This is a genomic window from Streptomyces sp. NPDC058691, assembly GCF_042714775.1.
In the GTDB taxonomy this organism is placed as follows: Bacteria; Actinomycetota; Actinomycetes; order Streptomycetales; family Streptomycetaceae; genus Actinacidiphila.
Map to the genome: position 1 here is coordinate 1 of NZ_JBHXSO010000098.1, position 18,211 is coordinate 18,211.

Here is an 18,211-nt window from a genome sequence, read left to right on the forward strand (position 1 = left end):
TGGCTTTCTACTCGTAACGGGGTTGTGCCCGTTAGTGTTGTCGTGGTCCGGGGCACATCCCGTTTCCGTTTCCGGCGGATCTCCCGCGGGTCCCCGCGACCGGGTCGCACCGGTCGCACCGGTCGGCCCGGATCACATCCGGACCTGGACCGCCTTGACCGCCTTGTCGTGCATGCCGCGGGTGTCGCGGTCCCAGACCACCGCCGGGATCACCAGCAGGAGAAGGAAGGTGCGCAGCACCGCCGCGCCGAGGCCGAGCCGCCCGCCGTCCTCCCGGACCACCCGCAGCCCGAGCAGCCGCTTGCCCGGGGTGGTGCCGATGGTGCCCAGCAGCAGCACGCTCATGACGCCGAAGACGGCGGTCGTCCACGGATTGGCCGCGGCCGCGTCACGGTGCGCGATCAAGCCGTATGCGATCAGCGCGCACAGGCCCCAGTCGATGAAGAGCGCCGCGATGCGCCGCCCGACCGGGGCGATCGAACCGGGGCCCTCCTCCGGCAGGCCGAGGCGCTTGCCGCGGTAGCCGAAGTCGACGCCCATCCGCTCCGCGGCCGCCTTCGGGCCCTCGATCCACGATCCGATGACATCCCTGTTGTCCACGCGTCCACGGTACGCGGTCGTGCCGCGCCCCCCGCGCGCGACCCGTCGCCCACCCGGCGGCTCGGTTAACCTGCAAGAAACAAATGGGTCACGACGGGGAAATGCCCGATCTCTATCGTCACCCTCAACGTGCGCCACCGCACTGGTCGCACCCATGAGCTGCAATCCGGCCTCCCGGGCCGGGCCAAGGAGGAGTTGGATGTCGTTCCAAAACGCCGACGAGGTGAAGAAGTTCATCTCGGACAACGACGTCAAGTTCGTGGACGTCCGGTTCTGCGACCTGCCCGGTGTGATGCAGCACTTCACGGTCCCGGTCGAGTCCTTCGACCCGGACGAGCAGCTGATGTTCGACGGCTCCTCGATCCGCGGCTTCCAGGCCATCCACGAGTCCGACATGGCGCTGATCGCGGACCTGTCCACGGCCAAGCTGGACCCGTTCCGCAAGGACTCCACGCTCAACGTCAACTTCTTCATCCACGACCCGATCACCGGCGAGCAGTACAGCCGTGACCCGCGGAACGTGGCGAAGAAGGCCGAGGCCTACCTCGCCTCCTCCGGCATCGCCGACACCGCGTACTTCGGCCCCGAGGCCGAGTTCTACGTCTTCGACAGCGCCCGCTTCCAGACCAGCGCGAACCAGTCCTTCTACCACATCGACTCCGAGGCCGGCGCCTGGAACAGCGGTGCGGAGCAGGACAACCGCGGCTACAAGGTCAAGTACAAGGGCGGCTACTTCCCGGTCCCGCCGGTCGACCACTTCGCCGATCTGCGTGCCGAGATCACCCTCGAGCTGATCAAGTCCGGCCTGCAGGTCGAGCGCCAGCACCACGAGGTGGGCACCGCCGGCCAGGCCGAGATCAACTACAAGTTCAACACGCTGCTCGCCGCGGCCGACGACCTGATGCTCTTCAAGTACATCGTGAAGAACGTCGCCTGGCGCGCCGGCAAGACCGCGACCTTCATGCCCAAGCCGATCTTCGGCGACAACGGCTCCGGCATGCACGTCCACCAGTCCCTGTGGGCCGGCGGCGACCCGCTCTTCTACGACGAGCAGGGCTACGCGGGCCTGTCGGACACCGCCCGCTACTACATCGGCGGCATCCTCAAGCACGCCCCGGCGCTGCTGGCGTTCACCAACCCCACGGTGAACTCCTACCACCGCCTGGTCCCCGGCTTCGAGGCCCCGGTCAACCTGGTCTACTCGCAGCGCAACCGCTCCGCGGCGATCCGCATCCCGATCACGGGTGCCAACCCCAAGGCCAAGCGCATCGAGTTCCGGGCCCCGGACTCCTCCGGCAACCCGTACCTGGCCTTCTCCTCGCTGCTGCTCGCCGGCCTCGACGGCATCAAGAACAAGATCGAGCCGGCCGAGCCCGTCGACAAGGACCTCTACGAGCTCGCCCCCGAGGAGCACGCGGGCGTGCCCCAGGTCCCGACCTCGCTGTCGGCGGTCCTGGAGTCCCTCGAGGCCGACCACGAGTTCCTCCTCCAGGGCGGGGTCTTCACCCCGGACCTGATCGAGACCTGGATCGACTACAAGCGGACCAACGAGATCGCGCCGATCGCGCTGCGCCCGCACCCGCACGAGTTCGAGCTCTACTTCGACGTCTGAGGGGGCCGCGGGTCATCGCACCCGCGCAGCCTCTTCGGGGCCGTTCCGGGGCCGTCGTTCGCGTCCTTCCTCACGGAAGGGACGCGAGCGGCGGCCCCGCTCGTTCGTGCTCGGCGTGCGGGCCGGAGGTCAGCCCATGGGCGGGGCGTAGAGGAACTTCGCGGGGTAGGCGGGGCTTCCGGGCTGGTCCAGCGTGACGTAGATCGCGAAGCCCTTCGCGTAACCGGACTGCTCCAGTCGGAAGCCCAGCGGGGCGTCGAAGTGCTCGCCCGGTTGCAGGGTCATGGCGAAGAAGTCGGCCGCGCCGCCTTCGCCGGGGAGCCAGTCGACCTGCTTCATGGTCCTGCCGTTGTCGTACCGCTTGATGGTGACGTGGACCTTGCCCTCCAGCGGAAGGGGCCGGGTCCCCTCGTTCCTGATCTCGACCGCGACGTAGACGCGGTTCGAGCCGGCGGGAGCCTCCAGCCCGTCCGGGGTTTCGAGCGTCTGCACGTCGTTGACCGTGATGTAGGCGCCGTTCGGCATGGGGTAGCGCTCGGTGGGCTTGATGAAGAACGTCGGGTGGGGCGAGGGGGCCCCTGCCGGTGCGCGGTCGGCGGAAGGCGCGGAGGACGGCGGGGCGGTCACCCGGGTGGACGGCGTGACCGCACCCGACGGGTCGTCAGCCGCCTGCCCGCTGCCCGCGCCCCCGGAGGGAGCGGCGGCGCCCGAGGCGGGTGCCGAGGGCGCCGACGCGGTGGGCTCGCCCGTGGGACCGGCCGCCGCCAGGTCGTCCTTGCCGTCGCAGGCCGTGACGAGAAGAACCAGGGCCGCGGCGCTGACCGCGACGGCGAGACGGTTGCGGTGACGGGTGACTCTGCGGTTCGCGATGTACACGGTAGGACCCCCCAGTTGCCGTCCCCGGACCCCCCGGGACAAAGGCAAGGACGTGCCCTTCGGCAGCGCGAGTTGCGGCCGGCCGGTGCCAGCCGGGTCCGGGAACCGTCACCGGGCTGTCACCGCCCGCGACGCGGCCGCGCACAGCCATTGGAGGAAGCGTGGCGTGGCACATTGATCGGCCGGGGCCGGTGACCTTGACTCCCTGCATGTGGTGACCAACAGTTCTCCCCGCACGTCCCAGCCGCTCGGTGCGGCGCTGGACGGTGCGCCCATGTCGCGGCTGCACATGAGGTTCTGGTTGCTGGCGGGGCTCGGGATCCTGCTGGACGGGTTCGACTTCTTCATCATCGGGGTGGCGAACCCGCTGATCGCGAAGGACTTCGGGGGGAGCGCCGCGGAGCGCGGGCTGCTGTCGGCGGCGGCGATCGTGGGAGCGGTGTTCGGCGCGGCGGCGCTGGGGCCGCTGGGTGACCGGATCGGGCGAAGCCGGATCTTCAAGGTCGACCTGTGGCTGTTCGTGGTGTTCTCGGTGGCGTGCGCCTGCGCGTGGGACATCTGGTCGCTGATCGTGTTCCGGCTGCTGCTGGGCGTCGCGGTGGGGCTCGACTACCCGATCGCGGCGAGCTACGTGGCCGAGATCCTTCCCGCGCGCAACCGCGGGCGCTGGCTGGTGAGCGCGTTCAGCCTCCAGGCGGCGGGGATCGTGCTGGGGGCCGTGACGGGAGTGGTGATCCTGCTGGCGCTGCCGGAGACCGGGTCGTGGCGGATCATGCTGGGCTTCGGGGTGGTGCCGGCGCTGCTGATCATCTGGCTGCGGCGGAACGTACCGGAGAGTCCGCGCTGGCTGGCGCAGAACGGGCGGGAGGCGGAAGCCTGCGCGATCACACAGGCGATGACCGGGCGGGACTGCCATGTGACGGAGGCGGACCGGGAGCGCGGTGAGTCCCCGCCGGAGGGGCTGAAGGCGTTCCTGCAACCGCAGTTGTTCTCGCGCCGGCTCGCGCGGCGCACGGTCTTCACCGCGGTGCCGTGGTTCCTGATGGACATCGCGACGTACGGGGTGGGGATCTTCACCCCGACCCTGCTGGCGGGGCTCGCGCTGGGCGGGGCGAACGCGACGTTCATCTCGGACGACATCGCCTCGACCGAGGGCACCGCGATGCTGGACGTCTTCCTGGTGATCGGCTTCGTGCTGGCCATCTTCCTGGTGGAGCGGGTCGGGCGGGTGCCGTTGCAGCTCGCGGGCTTCGCGATGATGACCGTGGCGCTCTGTCTGCTGGCGGTGGCGGAGCAGCTGCCCGGCGGGGGCGACACGCATCTGCCGCTGATCTTCGTGGGCTTCGCGCTGTTCAACACCTTCATGAACCTCGGCCCGAACGCGACGACGTTCACCCTGCCCGCCGAGGTCTTCCCCTCCGACGTACGGGCCGCGGGCCACGGCTTCGCGGCCGGCTGCGGCAAACTCGGCGCGGCGCTGGGCACCTTCCTCTTCCCGGTGCTGCTGAACGCCGTCGGGACCAGCGCGCTGCTGTACGGCGTGGCCGCCACCAGCGCGCTGGGCCTCCTCGTGACGTGGTGCTTCCGCATCGAGACCCGCGGACGCTCGCTGGAGGAGCTGTCGGGCAGGGAGACCGCGTCGCTGGCCGCCCGCGTCACCCCGCCGTGACGCCCGGGGCCGGTCTCAGAGGGTGGGCGCGGACTGCGCGGCGGTGAGGCGGGCGGTGACGTCGTTCCAGTCGACGAGGTCCCAGAGCCTGCTGACGTAGTCGGGCCGGACGTTCCTGTACTGCAGGTAGTAGGCGTGCTCCCAGGCGTCGAAGACCAGCAGCGGGGTGGTGCCTTGGCCGACGTTGCCGTGGTGGTCGTAGACCTGCTCGACGATCAGGCGCCTGCCCAGGGGTTCCCAGGCCAGGACGCCCCAGCCGGAGCCCTGGACGGAGGCGGTGGCGACGGTGAGCTGCCTCTTGAAGGCCTCGAAGCCGCCGAGGTGCTCGTCGATGGCGTCGGCCAGCGCCCCGTCGGGGCGGTCTCCGCCGTCCGGGGAGAGGTTCTGCCAGAAGATCGAGTGCAGGACGTGCCCGGAGAGGTTGAAGGCGAAGGTCTTCTCCAGGCCGACGAGCGCGGTGGGGGTGAGGACGTCCTTGTCGCGGGCCTCCGCGATCTGTTCGAGGGTGTCGTTGGCGCCCTTGACGTAGGCGGCGTGGTGCTTGGCGTGGTGCAGTTCGAGAATCTCCCCGGTGATCGCGGGCTCCAGCGCGGCGTAGTCGTACGGCATATCGGGAAGCGTGTAGGCGCCCATGAGGCACGGCCCCTTTCGGCTCTCGTTTCGGCTCTCGGCGACGGTGATCGTTCCGGGAGCAGCCTAGACCCTTATTGCATGAGACTTGCAACAACGATGGGTATGCATCAGCATGGTTGACGAGGGCGAGGCCGGCCCGTCAGCCTTCGGTTCGAGCGTGCCTGCGGTCCCAGGCGCGTCCTTCCCGCGGGGTGATCGTCTTTCCGTCCGGCATCCGCCGGTCCGGCCGGCCCGCCCCCGCCCTCAGCGCAGCGCGCAGTCCCCGCAAAGGCCGCCGCCGGGCACCCGGTAGTACAGGCAGCAACTGCGGCGCGTGTAGGCCGGGGACGTGGGTCCCGCGAGGTCGAGGGTGCCGGCGTCCCGCAGCAGGGGGTCGGCCAGCAGAGCCGCTGTCAGACCGGCCGCACGGGCGGCCGTCCCGGGCTGCCCGCCCTCTCCCAGACACCACGTGTGCAGCACCCGCAGCGTCCCGGCCAGCGCCGAGGCGGCGTTCCCCCACAGCAGCCCGGCGGAGACACCGGACACCGCGCACACGGCCTCGGTGAGCGGTACGAGGTGCCCGTGCAGCACGGCCTCGCCGAGCCGGTCCGCCGGCAGCCGCTCGCCCGTCGCGGGCAGCCACAGCTCGTCCGGCACGGCGCGGTCCGGGTGCCACCACAGGCGCCCGCCGGTCAGGTCGGGCAGGTGCCCGGTCAGCGCCGCCGGGCCGAGGGCGACCGACCACAGACGCGCCGCGAGACCCTGGTGGGCCAGCGAGGCCGCGACACGCCGTTCGCCGGTGCCGAGCCGGCGGCCGACCTCGGCGACCCGCCCGGCCAGCGCCTCCCGCGCGGCGCCCTCGTACACCGCCGCCAGCGGGACGAAGCCCTCGGCTCGCGGCGTTCCGGGCTTCGTGCGCAGGGTGAAGAACGGTCCCACGGCGGCCTCCCTACCGGTGGCCGGCGGCGCGCGCGGCGGCCGGCGGGACGGACGGTATCAGCGCGCCCACAGGCCCCTGACGTGGCCGAGGTGGCGCGTCATCACGGCCCGTACCGCCGCCTCGTCGCGGGCGAGCAGGGCGTCGAGCAGTTCCAGGTGCTCCTGGGCCGAGGCGGTCAGCAGACCGCGTTCGGCGAGCGCGGTCAGGCCGTACAGCCGGGAGCGCTTGCGCAGGTCGCCGACGACCTCGACCAGGTGCTCGTTGCCGGCCAGGGCGAGCAGGCCGAGATGGAAGCGCCGGTCGGCCTCGACGTACCCGATGAGGTCGCCCGCCGCCGCGGCCGTGACGATCGCCTCGGCGGCCGGGCGCAGCGCCTCCAGCGCGGCGGGGTCGGCGCCCGCGGCCAGGCCGGCGACGGTGGGGATCTCGATGAGGGCGCGGATGTGCGTGTACTCGTCGAGCTGCCGCTCGGAGACCTCGGTGACCCGGAAGCCCTTGTTGGGCACCGGGTCCACCAGCCCCTCCTTGACCAGGTCGAGCAGCGCCTCGCGCACCGGGGTGGCCGAGACCCCGAAGCGGCCCGCGAGCGCGGGCGCGGAGTGCACCTCCCCCGGGCGCAGCTCGCCCGCCACGAGCGCGGCCCGCAGGGCGTCCGCGACGCGCTCGCGGTAGCTGGGCCGCTGCCCGCCGAGGGAGGGCAGGGCGGGCCCGTCGTGAGCGGTCATCGGGCCGGTCCTCCTCGGCTGCCGGGCATGGGGTCGGCGACCAGTATCGGGGCCGGGCGGCTACAGGACGAAACCGGCCGGGAAGGGGTCGTCGGGGTCCAGCAGGTACTGGGCGGTGCCGGTGATCCAGGCACGTCCGGTGATCGAGGGCAGGACGGCGGGGCGCCCGGCCACCTCGGTGGTACCGGTGAGCCGGCCGGTGAAGTGCGTGCCGATGAAGGACTCGTTCACGAAGTCCCGGTGGAGCGGGAGTTCGCCGCGGGCGTGCAACTGCGCCATGCGCGCGCTGGTGCCCGTGCCGCACGGGGAGCGGTCGAACCAGCCGGGGTGGATGGCCATCGCGTGCCGCGAGCGGGCCGCGCCGGAGCCGGGGGCGAGCAGCTGGACGTGCTTGCAGCCGCGGATGGTGGGGTCCTCGGGGTGGACGGGCGGGTCGTCGGCGTCGATGGCGTCCATGAGGGCCAGGCCGGCGGCGAGGATGTCGTCCTTGCGGGCCCGGTCGAAGGGCAGGCCGAAGGCGTCCAGGGGCAGGATCGCGTAGAAGTTGCCGCCGTAGGCGAGGTCGTACGTCACGGTGCGGCCGTCGGCGAGGGTGGCCTTGCGGTCCAGGGCGACGGCGAACGAGGGCACATTGCGCAGGGTCACGGCGGTGGCCGCGCCGCCGCTGACGGCGACCTCGGCGACGACGAGACCGGCCGGGGTGTCCAGGCGGATCGTGGTGACCGGCTCGGTCACCGGCACCATGCCCGTCTCGACGAGGACGGTGGCCACGCCGATCGTGCCGTGGCCGCACATCGGCAGATAGCCGGAGACCTCGATGTAGATCACGCCCCAGTCGGCGTCCGGGCGGGTGGGCGGCTGCAGGACCGCCCCGCTCATGGCGGCGTGGCCGCGCGGTTCGTCCATCAGCAGATGGCGGATGTGGTCGAGGTGGTCCCGGAAGTGCAGACGGCGTTCGTTCATGGTGGCGCCGGGGACGGTGCCGATGCCGCCGGTGACGACGCGGGTGGGCATGCCCTCGGTGTGGGAGTCGACGGCGTGCAGGATGAGGGAGCTGCGCATCGTGTGGCCTCCGCTTCAGTTCGCGCCGGCCGCGAGGGCCCGCTCGGTCGCCGCCCGGACGGCCTTCTCCTGCTCCGGCGGAAGCGGCCCGCGCGGCGGGCGGCAGGGGCCGCCGTACCGGCCCGCGACGTCCATCGACACCTTGACCGCCTGCACGAACTCGGTGCGGGAGTCCCAGCGCAGCAGCGGGTGCAGCGCGCTGTACAGCGGCTGCGCCGCCGGGTCGCCGGCGATTGCCGCGCGGAACAGCGCGGTGGTGACCTGCGGGAGCGCGTTGGGGAAGCCCGCGACCCAGCCCTTCGCCCCGGCGGCGGCCAGTTCGAGGAGCACGTCGTCGGCGCCGACCAGCAGGTCCAGTTCCGGGGCGAGTTCGGCGATCTCGTACGCCCGGCGCACGTCGCCGCTGAACTCCTTCACGGCCCGGATGTGGCCCTCGGCGTGCAGCGCGGCCAGCAGCGGGGGCGTCAGGTCGACCTTGGTGTCGTGCGGATTGTTGTACGCCACCACGGGCAAGCCCGCCTTGGCGACCTCCGCGTAGTGCGCGCGCACCGACCGCTCGTCCGCGCGGTAGGCGTTGGGTGGCAGCAGCATCACGGACGCGCACCCCGCGTCCGCCGCCTGCTCGGCCCACCGGCGCGCCTCGCCTGACCCGTAGGCGGCCACCCCGGGCATCACCCGCTCCCCGCCGACCGCCGCGACCGCGGTCTCCACGACCCTGGCCCGCTCCGCGGGGGTGAGCACCTGGTACTCCCCGAGCGAGCCGTTGGGCACCACCCCGTCGCAGCCGTTCGCGACGAGCCACCGGCAGTGGGCGGCGTACGCGTCGTAGTCCACCGCGAGGTCCGCCGCCCGCAGCGGCAACGCGGTCGCGACGAGCACCCCCCGCCACGGCTGTCCTTCACTCCGGGTCATCCTGTGTCCCCTCTCGTGCGGCTGCCTCTGGTCGCGCTCTGCTGTGGTCGTGGTCCGCCGCCGCGTCGGCGAGCAGGCCGAGCGGTACGGGGCGGGCGAAGGGCCGGGCCGGCGGGGTGAAGGGGCAGCCCGCCACGGCGGCGACGGCGGGGCCGCAGATCCGCCCCTGGCAGTGGCCCATGCCGGCGCGGGTGAGGAGCTTGACCGTCCGCAGGTCGCCGGCGCCGAGGTCGCGTACGGCGGTGCGCACGGCGGAGGCGGGCACCTCCTCGCAGCGGCACACGACGGTCTCGTCGGTGACGACGGTGCCGGCCCAGTCGTCGGGGACGCGGTACACGGCGTCGAGGGCCGCGGCGAAGCGGCGCAGCCGGTCCCGGGCGCGGGCGGCGCGGGCCCACGTGGCGGGGTCGGGTTCCGTGCCGCGCAGGCGGGCGGCGGCGGAGCGGCCGGCGATCTCGCCCTCGGCCAGGGCTAGCGCGGCGCCGCCGATGCCGGTGGCCTCGCCCGCGGCCCACAGGCCGGGTACGGGGGTGCGCTGCTCGGCGTCGGTGTGCGGGACGTCGGCGAGGTCGGTGTGCGGCAGCATGCCGTGGCTGACGGCGAGGGTGTCGCAGGGCACCGTGCGCCGGGTTCCGCCGGGACCGGCGAGGGTGACCGCCTCGACGCGGGTCGTGCCGTGGGCGGCGACGACGGTGTGCCGGCGCAGCGGCCGGACCCCGTGGCGGGCGAGCCGTGCGGCGTACCCGGCGCCCTCGGCGAGCTTGCCGGGCGGCACGGCGCCGGGGCGGCGCAGCAGGGCCAGGGGGTCGGCCGCGTCGGCGAGGGCGGCGACGCGCGCACCGGCCGCGGCCAGCCCGGCGGCGACGGGCAGCAGGAGCGGCCCGGTCCCGGCGACGACGACGGTGCGGCCCGGCAGGACGAGCCCGCCCTTGAGCATGGCCTGCGCGCCGCCCGCGGTGACCACGCCGGGCAGGGTCCATCCGGGGAAGGGCAGTACCTTCTCGTACCCGCCGGTGGCGACGACGGCCGCGTCCGCCCGCAGGGCGCCCGACTCCAGGGTGTGCACGGTGAACCCGGGCTCCAGGAGCCATACCTGATGATTCATCAGATGTCTGATCCGGTCCGCCGCGATGTGCGCGTCGAGCCGGCCGCGCAACCGCCGCCAGGTGCGCCAGGCGTGGTGGAGGGCCTGCGGCCGGCGCGCCCCCAGCCCGGCGGCGGGCTGCCGGTAGTACTGTCCGCCCGCCTCGGGCGCGGCGTCCACGAGCGTGACCCGCAGCCCTCCGTCGGCCGCGGCCACCGCGGCCGCGACCCCGGCCGGTCCCGCGCCGACGACCGCGAGGCGCGCGCTCACCGCCCCTCCCCGACCACGCGGCCCAGCCCCGGGCAGTGCAGGGCCCGGGATCCGCCGACCCGAAACCCGGCTGCCGCCACCGCCGCCGCGACCCCGGCCGGTCCCGCGCCGACGACCGCGAGGCGCGCGCTCACGACCCCTCCCCCGTCTCGATGACGTCGCCCGGCCGCGCCTCGACCACGCAGGCCCGCTGCCCCGGGCGCCCGTTGACCGTGACGAGGCAGTCGAAGCACACGCCGATACCGCAGAAGACCCCGCGCGGTTCGCCGCGCGTCCGGGTCGTGCGCCAGGCGACGACATCCGCCGACCAGAGCGCGGCGGCGACGGTGCGGCCGGGCAGGACCGGGATCTCGCGCCCGTCGAGGGTGACGGTGAAGGCGGGTCCGGGTGCGGCGCGGGCGAGGCGGAGCGGCGTGCGGCGGGTCACGTGGCCTCCTTCGCGGGGAAGCGCTCGGGGCGGAAGGGCGCGAGGTCGAGGTCGGGCGGGGTCCCGGTCAGCACCTGGGCGATCAAGTGGCCGGTGGCGGGGGCGAGTCCGATGCCGGCCCCCTCGTGTCCGCAGGCGTGGTGGAGGCCGGGGACCCGCGGGTCGGGGCCGATCGCGGGCAGGTGGTCCGGCAGATAGGGGCGGAAACCCGCGTACGCGCGGATCGCGGTGACGTCGGCGAGCCGTGGGAAGAGCGCGACGGCCTGGGCGGCCAGGCGGCGCAGGGCGGGGAGGGACAGGGTGCGGTCGAAGCCGACGCGTTCGCGGCTGGCGCCGATGAGGACGGGTCCCGCGGCGGTGGACTCGACGACCGCGGAGGTCTGCAGGGCGGCGGAGTCGCTGGCGACGTCGGCGACGTAGTCGGCCGCGTAGACCTTGTGCCGGATCGTGCCGGACGGCAGCGGCTCGGTGACGAGGATGAAACCGCGCCGCGGGAGCACGGGCAGCGGTACCCCGGCGAGGGCCGCGATCTCGCCGCCCCAGGTGCCCGCGGCGTTGACCACGGCGGGCGCGTGGATCTCCGCCGTCCCGGTGCGCACCCCGCGCAGCGAGCCGTCCGCCGCGCGCAGCAGCGCCGTGACGGCGGACCCGGTGCGCAGTTCGGCGCCGCGGTCGCGTGCGGCGCGCACCAGGTGGGCGGCGGCGAGCGCGGGCTGTACCTGGGCGTCCTGCGGGTAGTGGACGCCGCCCGCGAGGCCGGGGGCGAGGTGCGGTTCGAGGTCGCGCAGGGCGTCGGCGGCGACGGGTACGGCGTCCACGCCGGCCTGCCGCTGGGCCGCGGCGAACGCGCCGAGCGCCCGCACGCCCGCCTCGTCGGCGGCGACGACCAGCCCGCCCTTGGGTTCGTGCTCCACCGCCCGGCCGAGGCCGGGGAGCCGGGCCAGTTCGCGCCACAGGCGCGCGGACAGCAGGGCGAGCCGCAGCTCCGGACCCGGCTCCTTGTCGGAGACCAGCAGATTGCCCTCGCCGGCCCCGGTGGTGCCGCCGGCCACCGGTCCGCGGTCCACCAGGACCGTGCGGAGCCCTGCCGAGGCGGCGTAGTAGGCGCACGCCGCGCCCACCATTCCGGCGCCGACGACCACGACGTCGCAGTTCGTCGGCCTGCTCACCTCAGTAATATGTCACACAGCACGCCTCGCGGACAGCCTCACAACCAGCCGTTGCGCCGGAATCCCCGGTGGATGACGAAGCAGGTGACGACCATGACCCCGACGGCGAGCGGATAGCCGTAGGTCCACCGCAGTTCCGGCATGTGGTCGAAGTTCATGCCGTAGAGCCCGCAGATCATGGTCGGCACGGCGAGGATGGCGACCCAGGCGCTGATCTTGCGCATGTCCTCGTTCTGAGCCATCGTCACCTGCGCGATATTGGCCTGCAGGATCGAGTTGAGCAGGTCGTCGAAGGCGTTCACCTGCTCGTTGGCGCGCGCGAGATGGTCGGCGGCGTCGCGGAAGTAGGCGCGCAGATCGGCGTCGACGCCGGGCAGCCGGTCGTCGGAGAGCATCTGCAGGGGCCGGGCGAGCGGGGCCACCGCCCGCTTGAGCTCCAGCAGTTCGCGCTTGAGCTGGTAGACCCGGCCGGCGTCGGTGCCGCGGCCGCGGTGGTCGGAGAAGACGTCCGCCTCCACGTCGTCGATGTCCCTCTGCACGGCGGCGGTGACGGCCAGGTACTGGTCGACGACATGGTCGGTGATCGCGTGCAGGACGGCGGCCGGCCCCTTGACGAGCTGGTCGGGCACGGTCTCCAGCCCCTCGCGCAGCGGCCCGAGGGAGCCGTGCCCACCGTGCCGCACGGTGATGACGAAGTCGGCACCGGTGAAGACCATGACGTCGCCGCTCTCCACGACCTCGCTGGTCGACGTCAACTTGTCGTGGTCGACGTAGCGGACGGTCTTCAGGATGGTGAAGAGGGTGTCCCCGTACCGCTCCAGCTTGGGCCGCTGCTCGCCGTGCACGGCGTCCTCCACGGCGAGCGGGTGCAGCCCGAACAGCTCGGCGACGCCCGCGAATTCGGCCTCGGTCGGCTCGTGCAGCCCGATCCACACAAACCCCCGGCCCGACTTGCGCACCCTGGCTATCGCCTCGTACGCGGCACAGTCGTCCTGCCGCAGACCCTCCTGGTAGACGACGCAGTTGACCACCGCGCTGCCCAGCGGTGAGCGCCCGGGGTGGCTCAGGTCCACGCGCCGGTGGCGCAGATGACCGAAACGGACGGCTTTGCGGAGATTGCTGATCATCGACATGAAGGGCTCCTGAAGGCGTCTGGCCTGCGCCAGTATGCCCAAGGGCCGGTCGCGCGGGGGACGGCAGGCGCGATGGGACACCCGGTTCCGGATGCCGTGCGGCGTCTCACACGAGCCGCGCCCTGGTTCGCGGGGGGCGCGCGGTGTCTTTTACACTCCGTAGGGCTCCGGCCGTGACGGTCGCAGGCACGCCACGTACTCCGCAGAGATGGGTCCCATGAGCGCCATCAGTATCGGTCAGGCAGCTGTGCTCGGCGTGGTGGAGGGGGTCACGGAATTCCTTCCGATCTCGTCCACCGGCCATCTGAAGATCACCGAAGGCCTGATGGGCATCCCGGTCGACGACAAGGCCGTCGTCGCCTTCTCCGCGGTCATCCAGTCCGGTGCCATCGCCGCCGTGCTGGTCTACTTCTTCAAGGACATCGTCCGGATCTGCAAGGCGTGGTTCACCGGCCTGGTCAACCGCGAGGAGCGGTACCACCACGACTACAAGTTCGGCTGGTGGGTGATCTTCGCCACCATCCCCATCGTCGTGGTCGGCCTGGCGGCCAAGCCCCTCATCCAGGGCCCGCTGGCCTCGCTGTGGGTGGTCGCCGGTTCGCTGATCGTCGGCAGCGGTGTGATGTGGGCGGCCGACCAGATGGGCCGCCACAAGCGCGGCGAGGACGACACCACCTTCAAGGACGCCATGCTCGTCGGCTCCTCCCAGATCCTCGCCCTGCTCTTCCCCGGCTTCTCCCGCTCCGGCGCGACCATGTCCACCGCGCTCATCCTGGACCTGGACCGGGTCGCCGCGACGCGCCTGTCCTTCTTCCTCGGCATCCCCGCCCTCGTCGGCGCCGGTCTGTACGAGCTCAAGGACGCCCTCGGCGCCGGCATCGACACCGCCCCCCTGGTCGTCGGCACCGTCGTCTCCTTCGTGGTCGCCTACGCCTCCATCGCCTGGCTGCTGAAGTTCGTCGCCAAGCACTCCTTCAACGCCTTCATCGTCTACCGCCTGATCATCGGCGCCCTCCTCTTCGGCCTCCTCGCCACCGACGTCATCGCCGCCTGAGGCCGGTCAGGCCCAGGGAGTGCGGCCGGACAGCGCGAGGGCGCGGTCGAAGGCCGGCGCCGCACCGGGGCCGGGAAGAGGGACGGGCGCGGCGAAGCCGTCGTACCGGCGGTAGACCTCCGCGTGGCGGTCGACGACGCCGAGGACGAGTTCGCCGAGACCCTCACCGCAGCGGTACTCCTGGCCGGTCGCCCGGGCGACGTCCCAGCCGTGGACGGCCAGCTCCTTGACGATCATCGAGGCGATCTCGGCCGCGGGCATCCGCGCGGGGCCGAGGTCGATCTCCCCCTCCCAGACCGCGGGATCGGCCCAGGCCGCGACGGCGCGGTCCAGTTGCTCCGCGTAGGCATGCGCCCAGTCCGGGTCGGCGGTGAAGTCGCGTGCGGTCAGCTCCTCGGGGAGCGGCTTGCGCAGGGCGCGGTGCTCCAGGCCGTGCGAGGTGTAGAGGATCCAGTGGTTGAGCAGGGCCCGGGTGTCCCAGTCGGCGCAGGGTGTCGGGGCGGCGAGCTGCTCCGGGCCGGGGCGGACCCCGCGGGCGATGCGGGCGGCCTCGGCGGCGGCCTCGGTCAGGTACGCGTGAAGATCGGTCATGCCGCCCACGCTAGGAACGCGGGCGGCACCCGGTCTTGAACAAACACGACATCGCCCTGGACGTCGCCATGCGCTCGACGTCGACATGCCCTACACGTCGATGAGCACCTTGCCCACCGCGCCGCCCTCGACGGCCGCGTGCGCGTCCGCGGTGCGCTCCAGCGGGAAGCGGTGCAGCGGCAGTCCCGCCTCCTCGCCCACCCGCAGTGCGCCCACGGTGAGGGCCGCGGTGATCGCCGCGATCGCCTCGCGCTTGGCGGCGGCCGGCATGGTGTAGACGAGCACGCCGTTCCAGCGCAGGTTGCGGAAGAAGGCCTCCCGTAGCGGCAGTGTCAGCTCGGGGCCGCCGTTGTCGGCGTAGTAGGCGACGACGCCGTTCGGCGCGAGCACGGCGAGGTCGAGCTGCGCGTTGCCCCCCGGGGAGACCTCCACGACGATGTCGACGCCCTCCGGGGCGGCCCGGCGGATCGCCTCCGCAGCGTCCCCGGCCCGGTAGTCCACGACGTGGTGGGCGCCGGCGGCCGTGGCCAGTCCCGCCTTGAGAGGGCTGCTGACCGTGGCGACCACGGTCGCGTCCGACCACCGCGCGAGCTGGATCGCCGCGTTGCCGACCGCGCCCGCGCCGCCGGCGACCAGCACCGTGCGGCCGCGGAGCGTACCGGGGCCGAGCCGGTGCGGGCCGCCCTCCAGCAGGGTCAGGGCGCGGTGCGCGGTCATCGCGGGGATCGGGAAACTCGCGCCGACGTCGAAGGAGGCCCCGTCGGGCAGGGGAACGGCCTGCGCCTCGGGCACCGTCACATACTCCTGCGCGGTGCCGCCGGGGCGCTGGAAGGCGGCCTCCCAGATCCACACCCGCTGGCCGTTCCTTGCGGGGTCGACGCCGTCGCCCACCGCGTCGATCACCCCGGCACCGTCCTGGTTCGGCACCTGCTCGCCGCCGGGCGGCCCGGCCGTCCGCGACTTCCAGTCCGTGGGATTCACCCCGGACACCTCGACCCGCACCCGTACCTCGCCCGGAGCGGGCCGCGGGACGGGACGCTCGGTCAGGCGCAGGACCTCCGGGCCGCCGCCCTCCGTGTACACGATCGCCTTCATGATCCGTACAAGTCCCGGCGGAGCGGGTTTCTTCCCGTTCCGGCGGTGCGGGTCAGACCCGGCCGATCCCGTCGCACAGCACCGGCGCGCCGCCCGCCGGCGCGGGCGGCGGCTCGGGGAGCGAGCGCGCCGCGGCGCCCGGGGAGCGGCGCGGGGACCGTGGGACCCGCGCGCCGCTGGTCCCGCCGCGCCCGCGGTGCACCAGCACGCCGGAGAGCGGATCGGGCACGGCGTCGAGCGCCGCCCGGATGCCGGGCAGGGCGTGCCAGGCGAGCCAGTGCTCCTCCTCGCGGAAGCACAACTCGAAGACCACGCCCCAGCCGAACGTATGCCATTCCCACGCCAGCGCACGGTTGGTGACCGCGGACTCCACGAGCGCCGGCGCGTACGCGTCGCGCCATGCCGCGGCGGATGTGCTGGCGTTGAGGACTTCGATGGACCACCAGTCCGCTGCCATACCCAAAACGATAGGCACTTCGCAAGCCCCCCGCCAGGGTTTGACGCCTGACGGCGCGTCACACCGAGGCGAGCAGCTCCGTCACACGGAATCCGAAGCGGGCGTCGCAGGGATGGGCGACACCCGTCTCCACCGCCGTGAGCAGGGCGTCCACCGCGTTGCTGAAGGCGGCGACGGGTCCGTCACCGCGCTCGGGCAGGACGGCGACCCCGTGGGTGCCACGGAATTCGACGGTCATCCCGGCCGCCTCGGGGGGCGTGGTGAGACTCAGCGTCGCGGTGCTGGACGCGCCGCTCGCGTGCCGGAGCACGAGATGGACGGTGTCGCCGGGGCCACGGCCGGAGGTGATCCCGGTGACGTCGCCGAGCACCGGCAGCAGCACGGACAGCGCGTGCGGGCCGACGTCCCACAGCGCGCCCTTCTCGCGCCGCCAGGGCGAGTCGGCGAACGGGCTGTCGCCGGAGGTGAACACCGAGCCCAGCCATTCGGCACGGGCGACGAACCAGCCGTCCTCGGTGGAGCGTTCGTCGATCCACGCGGCACTGGGGGCGGCGAAGCGCAGGGTGAAGAAGACGACCGACGCCACCCCGGCCGCCTCCGCGGCCTCGGCGACGCGCCGCGCGTCGTCCACGTTCGTCGCCACCGGCTTGTCCAGCAGCAGGTGCCGGCCGGCCTCGGCGGCGCGTACGGCCAGCGGGGCCTGGACGTCGGGGGGCAGGGCGACGGCGATCGCGTCCACGTCGGCGATGAGGTCGTCGACGTCGGCGTAGGCGCGGGTGCCGTGTTCGGCGGCGAGCGCGGCCGCGGCCTCGGGGCGGCGGCCCCAGATGCCGGTGAACTCCACGCCGGGGTGGGCGGCGAGGGCGGGGGCGTGGGTGATCCCGGCCCACGGGCCGGTGCCGAGCAGTCCGATGCGCATGGTCATGCCTCCTTCGCGGGCTCGGTGTGCTTGCGGTACCAGGCGGGGTCGAGATCGGTGATGTCCACGGCGCTCTGCACCCGCAGTCGCGGCGTCGGCGCCAGGTGGGCGGCCAGGAGTTCCAGGACGGCCTCGCTCAGCTCGGCCTTGGCCTGCGGGCTGCGCCCGGCCATGACGGCGATCTGCGTGTACACCATGGCGTGCTCCGCGCCGCCGTCGGCGATGACCGCCTCGTCGACGCGGCGGAAGCGGGTCTTGCAGGCCTCGGCCCGCGTGTCGATGATCTTGGCAATGAGCGGGTGGAGGGCGAGCGCGAAGCCGCGCCGGTCGAACGTCTCCGCCAGTTCGGCGGAGTAGTCCACGGTGATGTGAGGCATGGCACACAGCGTAAGCGCTGCCCAAAAGCCCTGCTGGGCAGGGGTGCCGTGGCCCGGGCGCCGCCCGTCGCGCGGAACGCGGACTCGTTCACACCGGGTTAACACACGGGCAATGGATGTGAAATCACGGATTGTGACGCTGCAGCGGAACAGACCACCCGCCCCGCAAGGCCCGCCCCCAAGGATGACACCCGTGAGCTACAAGGCCGAGTACATCTGGATCGACGGTACCGAGCCGACTGCGAAGTTGCGCTCGAAGACCAAGATCCTCGCCGATGGCGCGGAGCCGGGCATCTGGGGCTTCGACGGGTCGAGCACGAACCAGGCCGAGGGCCACAGCTCGGACCGGGTGCTCAAGCCGGTGGCGTCCTACCCGGACCCGATCCGCGGCGAGGACAACCTCCTCGTGCTGTGCGAGGTGTTCAACATCGACGGCACGCCGCACGAGTCCAACACCCGCGCGCTGCTGCGCCCCGTCGCCGAGCGGTTCGCCGCGCAGGAGTCGCTGTTCGGCATCGAGCAGGAGTACACCTTCTTCCAGGGCGGCCGGCCGCTCGGTTTCCCCGAGGGCGGCTACCCGGCCCCGCAGGGCGGCTACTACTGCGGTGTCGGCGCGGACGAGATCTA

At 73.1% G+C, this 18,211-nt stretch carries 20 protein-coding genes and 1 pseudogene; 4 read left to right on the forward strand and 17 right to left on the reverse strand.

Annotated features, from left to right (window positions below; genetic code table 11):
- Positions 1 to 132 precede the first annotated feature (132 nt).
- Positions 133 to 600, reverse strand: a complete 468-nt coding sequence (locus tag ACFWVC_RS36800) for an RDD family protein (RefSeq protein WP_384298122.1) — start codon at positions 598 to 600, stop codon at positions 133 to 135.
- Positions 601 to 799: 199 nt separating this feature from the next.
- On the opposite strand from ACFWVC_RS36800, the gene glnA reads away from it, so the two are divergent.
- Positions 800 to 2,212, forward strand: a complete 1,413-nt coding sequence (glnA, locus tag ACFWVC_RS36805; RefSeq protein ID WP_384298127.1) for a type I glutamate--ammonia ligase — start codon at positions 800 to 802, stop codon at positions 2,210 to 2,212.
- Positions 2,213 to 2,341: 129 nt separating this feature from the next.
- Here glnA and ACFWVC_RS36810 read toward each other — a convergent pair whose 3' ends face one another.
- Positions 2,342 to 3,088 (reverse strand): hypothetical protein, encoded by a 747-nt coding sequence (locus ACFWVC_RS36810; RefSeq protein WP_384298132.1) that lies wholly within the window; start codon positions 3,086 to 3,088, stop codon positions 2,342 to 2,344.
- Between the two features lie 214 nt (positions 3,089 to 3,302).
- On the opposite strand from ACFWVC_RS36810, the gene ACFWVC_RS36815 reads away from it, so the two are divergent.
- Positions 3,303 to 4,757, forward strand: a complete 1,455-nt coding sequence (locus tag ACFWVC_RS36815) for an MFS transporter (RefSeq protein WP_384298138.1) — start codon at positions 3,303 to 3,305, stop codon at positions 4,755 to 4,757.
- Positions 4,758 to 4,772: 15 nt separating this feature from the next.
- Here the strand turns inward: ACFWVC_RS36815 and ACFWVC_RS36820 are convergent, their stop codons facing one another.
- From ACFWVC_RS36820 to ACFWVC_RS36865, 10 genes are all read right to left on the reverse strand, one after another.
- Positions 4,773 to 5,390, reverse strand: coding sequence for a superoxide dismutase (locus tag ACFWVC_RS36820; protein WP_384298143.1), 618 nt, complete (start codon positions 5,388 to 5,390; stop codon positions 4,773 to 4,775).
- Between the two features lie 243 nt (positions 5,391 to 5,633).
- Positions 5,634 to 6,308 carry a (2Fe-2S)-binding protein gene (locus ACFWVC_RS36825; RefSeq protein ID WP_384298148.1) on the reverse strand — a complete coding sequence of 225 codons (675 nt, stop codon included), beginning with the start codon at positions 6,306 to 6,308 and terminating at the stop codon, positions 5,634 to 5,636.
- Positions 6,309 to 6,365: 57 nt separating this feature from the next.
- Entirely contained in the window at positions 6,366 to 7,034 is a 669-nt protein-coding gene (locus ACFWVC_RS36830) for a GntR family transcriptional regulator (protein ID WP_384298152.1), read from the reverse strand.
- Between the two features lie 60 nt (positions 7,035 to 7,094).
- Complete coding sequence (locus ACFWVC_RS36835; protein ID WP_384298155.1) at positions 7,095 to 8,096, reverse strand: proline racemase family protein; 1,002 nt, start codon at positions 8,094 to 8,096, stop codon at positions 7,095 to 7,097.
- A gap of 15 nt (positions 8,097 to 8,111) precedes the next feature.
- The gene (locus tag ACFWVC_RS36840) at positions 8,112 to 9,008 is read right to left on the reverse strand and encodes a dihydrodipicolinate synthase family protein (protein WP_384298158.1); all 897 of its coding nucleotides are present in this window, start codon (positions 9,006 to 9,008) and stop codon (positions 8,112 to 8,114) included.
- The gene (locus ACFWVC_RS36845) at positions 8,995 to 10,362 is read right to left on the reverse strand and encodes an FAD-dependent oxidoreductase (protein WP_384298163.1); all 1,368 of its coding nucleotides are present in this window, start codon (positions 10,360 to 10,362) and stop codon (positions 8,995 to 8,997) included. The genes ACFWVC_RS36840 and ACFWVC_RS36845 overlap by 14 nt, the downstream gene beginning before the upstream one ends.
- Positions 10,359 to 10,496 carry a hypothetical protein gene (locus ACFWVC_RS36850; protein WP_384298169.1) on the reverse strand — a complete coding sequence of 46 codons (138 nt, stop codon included), beginning with the start codon at positions 10,494 to 10,496 and terminating at the stop codon, positions 10,359 to 10,361. Before ACFWVC_RS36850 ends, ACFWVC_RS36845 begins: the two co-directional genes overlap by 4 nt.
- Positions 10,493 to 10,789 carry a (2Fe-2S)-binding protein gene (locus tag ACFWVC_RS36855; RefSeq protein ID WP_384298174.1) on the reverse strand — a complete coding sequence of 99 codons (297 nt, stop codon included), beginning with the start codon at positions 10,787 to 10,789 and terminating at the stop codon, positions 10,493 to 10,495. Before ACFWVC_RS36855 ends, ACFWVC_RS36850 begins: the two co-directional genes overlap by 4 nt.
- Positions 10,786 to 11,958, reverse strand: a complete 1,173-nt coding sequence (locus ACFWVC_RS36860; RefSeq protein WP_384298180.1) for an NAD(P)/FAD-dependent oxidoreductase — start codon at positions 11,956 to 11,958, stop codon at positions 10,786 to 10,788. The genes ACFWVC_RS36855 and ACFWVC_RS36860 overlap by 4 nt, the downstream gene beginning before the upstream one ends.
- A gap of 38 nt (positions 11,959 to 11,996) precedes the next feature.
- Positions 11,997 to 13,091 carry a magnesium and cobalt transport protein CorA gene (locus tag ACFWVC_RS36865; protein WP_384298186.1) on the reverse strand — a complete coding sequence of 365 codons (1,095 nt, stop codon included), beginning with the start codon at positions 13,089 to 13,091 and terminating at the stop codon, positions 11,997 to 11,999.
- Between the two features lie 217 nt (positions 13,092 to 13,308).
- Here ACFWVC_RS36865 and ACFWVC_RS36870 point away from each other — a divergent pair, with 217 nt between their 5' ends.
- Positions 13,309 to 14,145, forward strand: coding sequence for an undecaprenyl-diphosphate phosphatase (locus ACFWVC_RS36870; RefSeq protein ID WP_384298189.1), 837 nt, complete (start codon positions 13,309 to 13,311; stop codon positions 14,143 to 14,145).
- 6 nt (positions 14,146 to 14,151) lie between these two features.
- On the opposite strand, the gene ACFWVC_RS36875 is transcribed toward ACFWVC_RS36870, so the two are convergent.
- The 5 genes from ACFWVC_RS36875 to ACFWVC_RS36895 form a co-directional block, all read right to left on the reverse strand.
- Positions 14,152 to 14,736, reverse strand: coding sequence for a TIGR03086 family metal-binding protein (locus tag ACFWVC_RS36875; protein ID WP_384298192.1), 585 nt, complete (start codon positions 14,734 to 14,736; stop codon positions 14,152 to 14,154).
- A 90-nt stretch (positions 14,737 to 14,826) separates the two neighbouring features.
- A complete protein-coding gene (locus ACFWVC_RS36880; protein WP_384298195.1) occupies positions 14,827 to 15,831 on the reverse strand; it encodes an NADPH:quinone reductase in 1,005 nt (334 codons plus the stop codon).
- Between the two features lie 52 nt (positions 15,832 to 15,883).
- Positions 15,884 to 16,288: a hypothetical protein gene (locus ACFWVC_RS36885; protein WP_384298198.1), complete on the reverse strand. Its 405-nt coding sequence runs from the start codon at positions 16,286 to 16,288 to the stop codon at positions 15,884 to 15,886.
- Positions 16,289 to 16,346: 58 nt separating this feature from the next.
- Positions 16,347 to 17,207, reverse strand: coding sequence for a Gfo/Idh/MocA family protein (locus ACFWVC_RS36890; protein WP_384298204.1), 861 nt, complete (start codon positions 17,205 to 17,207; stop codon positions 16,347 to 16,349).
- Between the two features lie 2 nt (positions 17,208 to 17,209).
- Complete coding sequence (locus tag ACFWVC_RS36895) at positions 17,210 to 17,584, reverse strand: 5-carboxymethyl-2-hydroxymuconate Delta-isomerase (RefSeq protein WP_384298201.1); 375 nt, start codon at positions 17,582 to 17,584, stop codon at positions 17,210 to 17,212.
- A 193-nt stretch (positions 17,585 to 17,777) separates the two neighbouring features.
- Here ACFWVC_RS36895 and glnII point away from each other — a divergent pair.
- A pseudogene (gene glnII, locus ACFWVC_RS36900) lies at positions 17,778 to 18,211 on the forward strand (glutamine synthetase); the annotation flags it as partial.

Bases quoted from the DNA above. Each gene is read 5' to 3' on its own strand.
- glnA (WP_384298127.1), top strand. From the start codon at position 800: ATGTCGTTCCAAAACGCCGACGAGGTGAAGAAGTTCATCTCGGACAAC.
- ACFWVC_RS36820 (WP_384298143.1), bottom strand. From the start codon at position 5,390: ATGGGCGCCTACACGCTTCCCGATATGCCGTACGACTACGCCGCGCTG.
- ACFWVC_RS36830 (WP_384298152.1), bottom strand. From the start codon at position 7,034: ATGACCGCTCACGACGGGCCCGCCCTGCCCTCCCTCGGCGGGCAGCGG.
- ACFWVC_RS36835 (WP_384298155.1), bottom strand. From the start codon at position 8,096: ATGCGCAGCTCCCTCATCCTGCACGCCGTCGACTCCCACACCGAGGGC.
- ACFWVC_RS36840 (WP_384298158.1), bottom strand. From the start codon at position 9,008: ATGACCCGGAGTGAAGGACAGCCGTGGCGGGGGGTGCTCGTCGCGACC.
- ACFWVC_RS36865 (WP_384298186.1), bottom strand. From the start codon at position 13,091: ATGTCGATGATCAGCAATCTCCGCAAAGCCGTCCGTTTCGGTCATCTG.
- ACFWVC_RS36870 (WP_384298189.1), top strand. From the start codon at position 13,309: ATGAGCGCCATCAGTATCGGTCAGGCAGCTGTGCTCGGCGTGGTGGAG.
- ACFWVC_RS36875 (WP_384298192.1), bottom strand. From the start codon at position 14,736: ATGACCGATCTTCACGCGTACCTGACCGAGGCCGCCGCCGAGGCCGCC.
- ACFWVC_RS36880 (WP_384298195.1), bottom strand. From the start codon at position 15,831: ATGAAGGCGATCGTGTACACGGAGGGCGGCGGCCCGGAGGTCCTGCGC.
- ACFWVC_RS36885 (WP_384298198.1), bottom strand. From the start codon at position 16,288: ATGGCAGCGGACTGGTGGTCCATCGAAGTCCTCAACGCCAGCACATCC.
- ACFWVC_RS36890 (WP_384298204.1), bottom strand. From the start codon at position 17,207: ATGCGCATCGGACTGCTCGGCACCGGCCCGTGGGCCGGGATCACCCAC.
- ACFWVC_RS36895 (WP_384298201.1), bottom strand. From the start codon at position 17,584: ATGCCTCACATCACCGTGGACTACTCCGCCGAACTGGCGGAGACGTTC.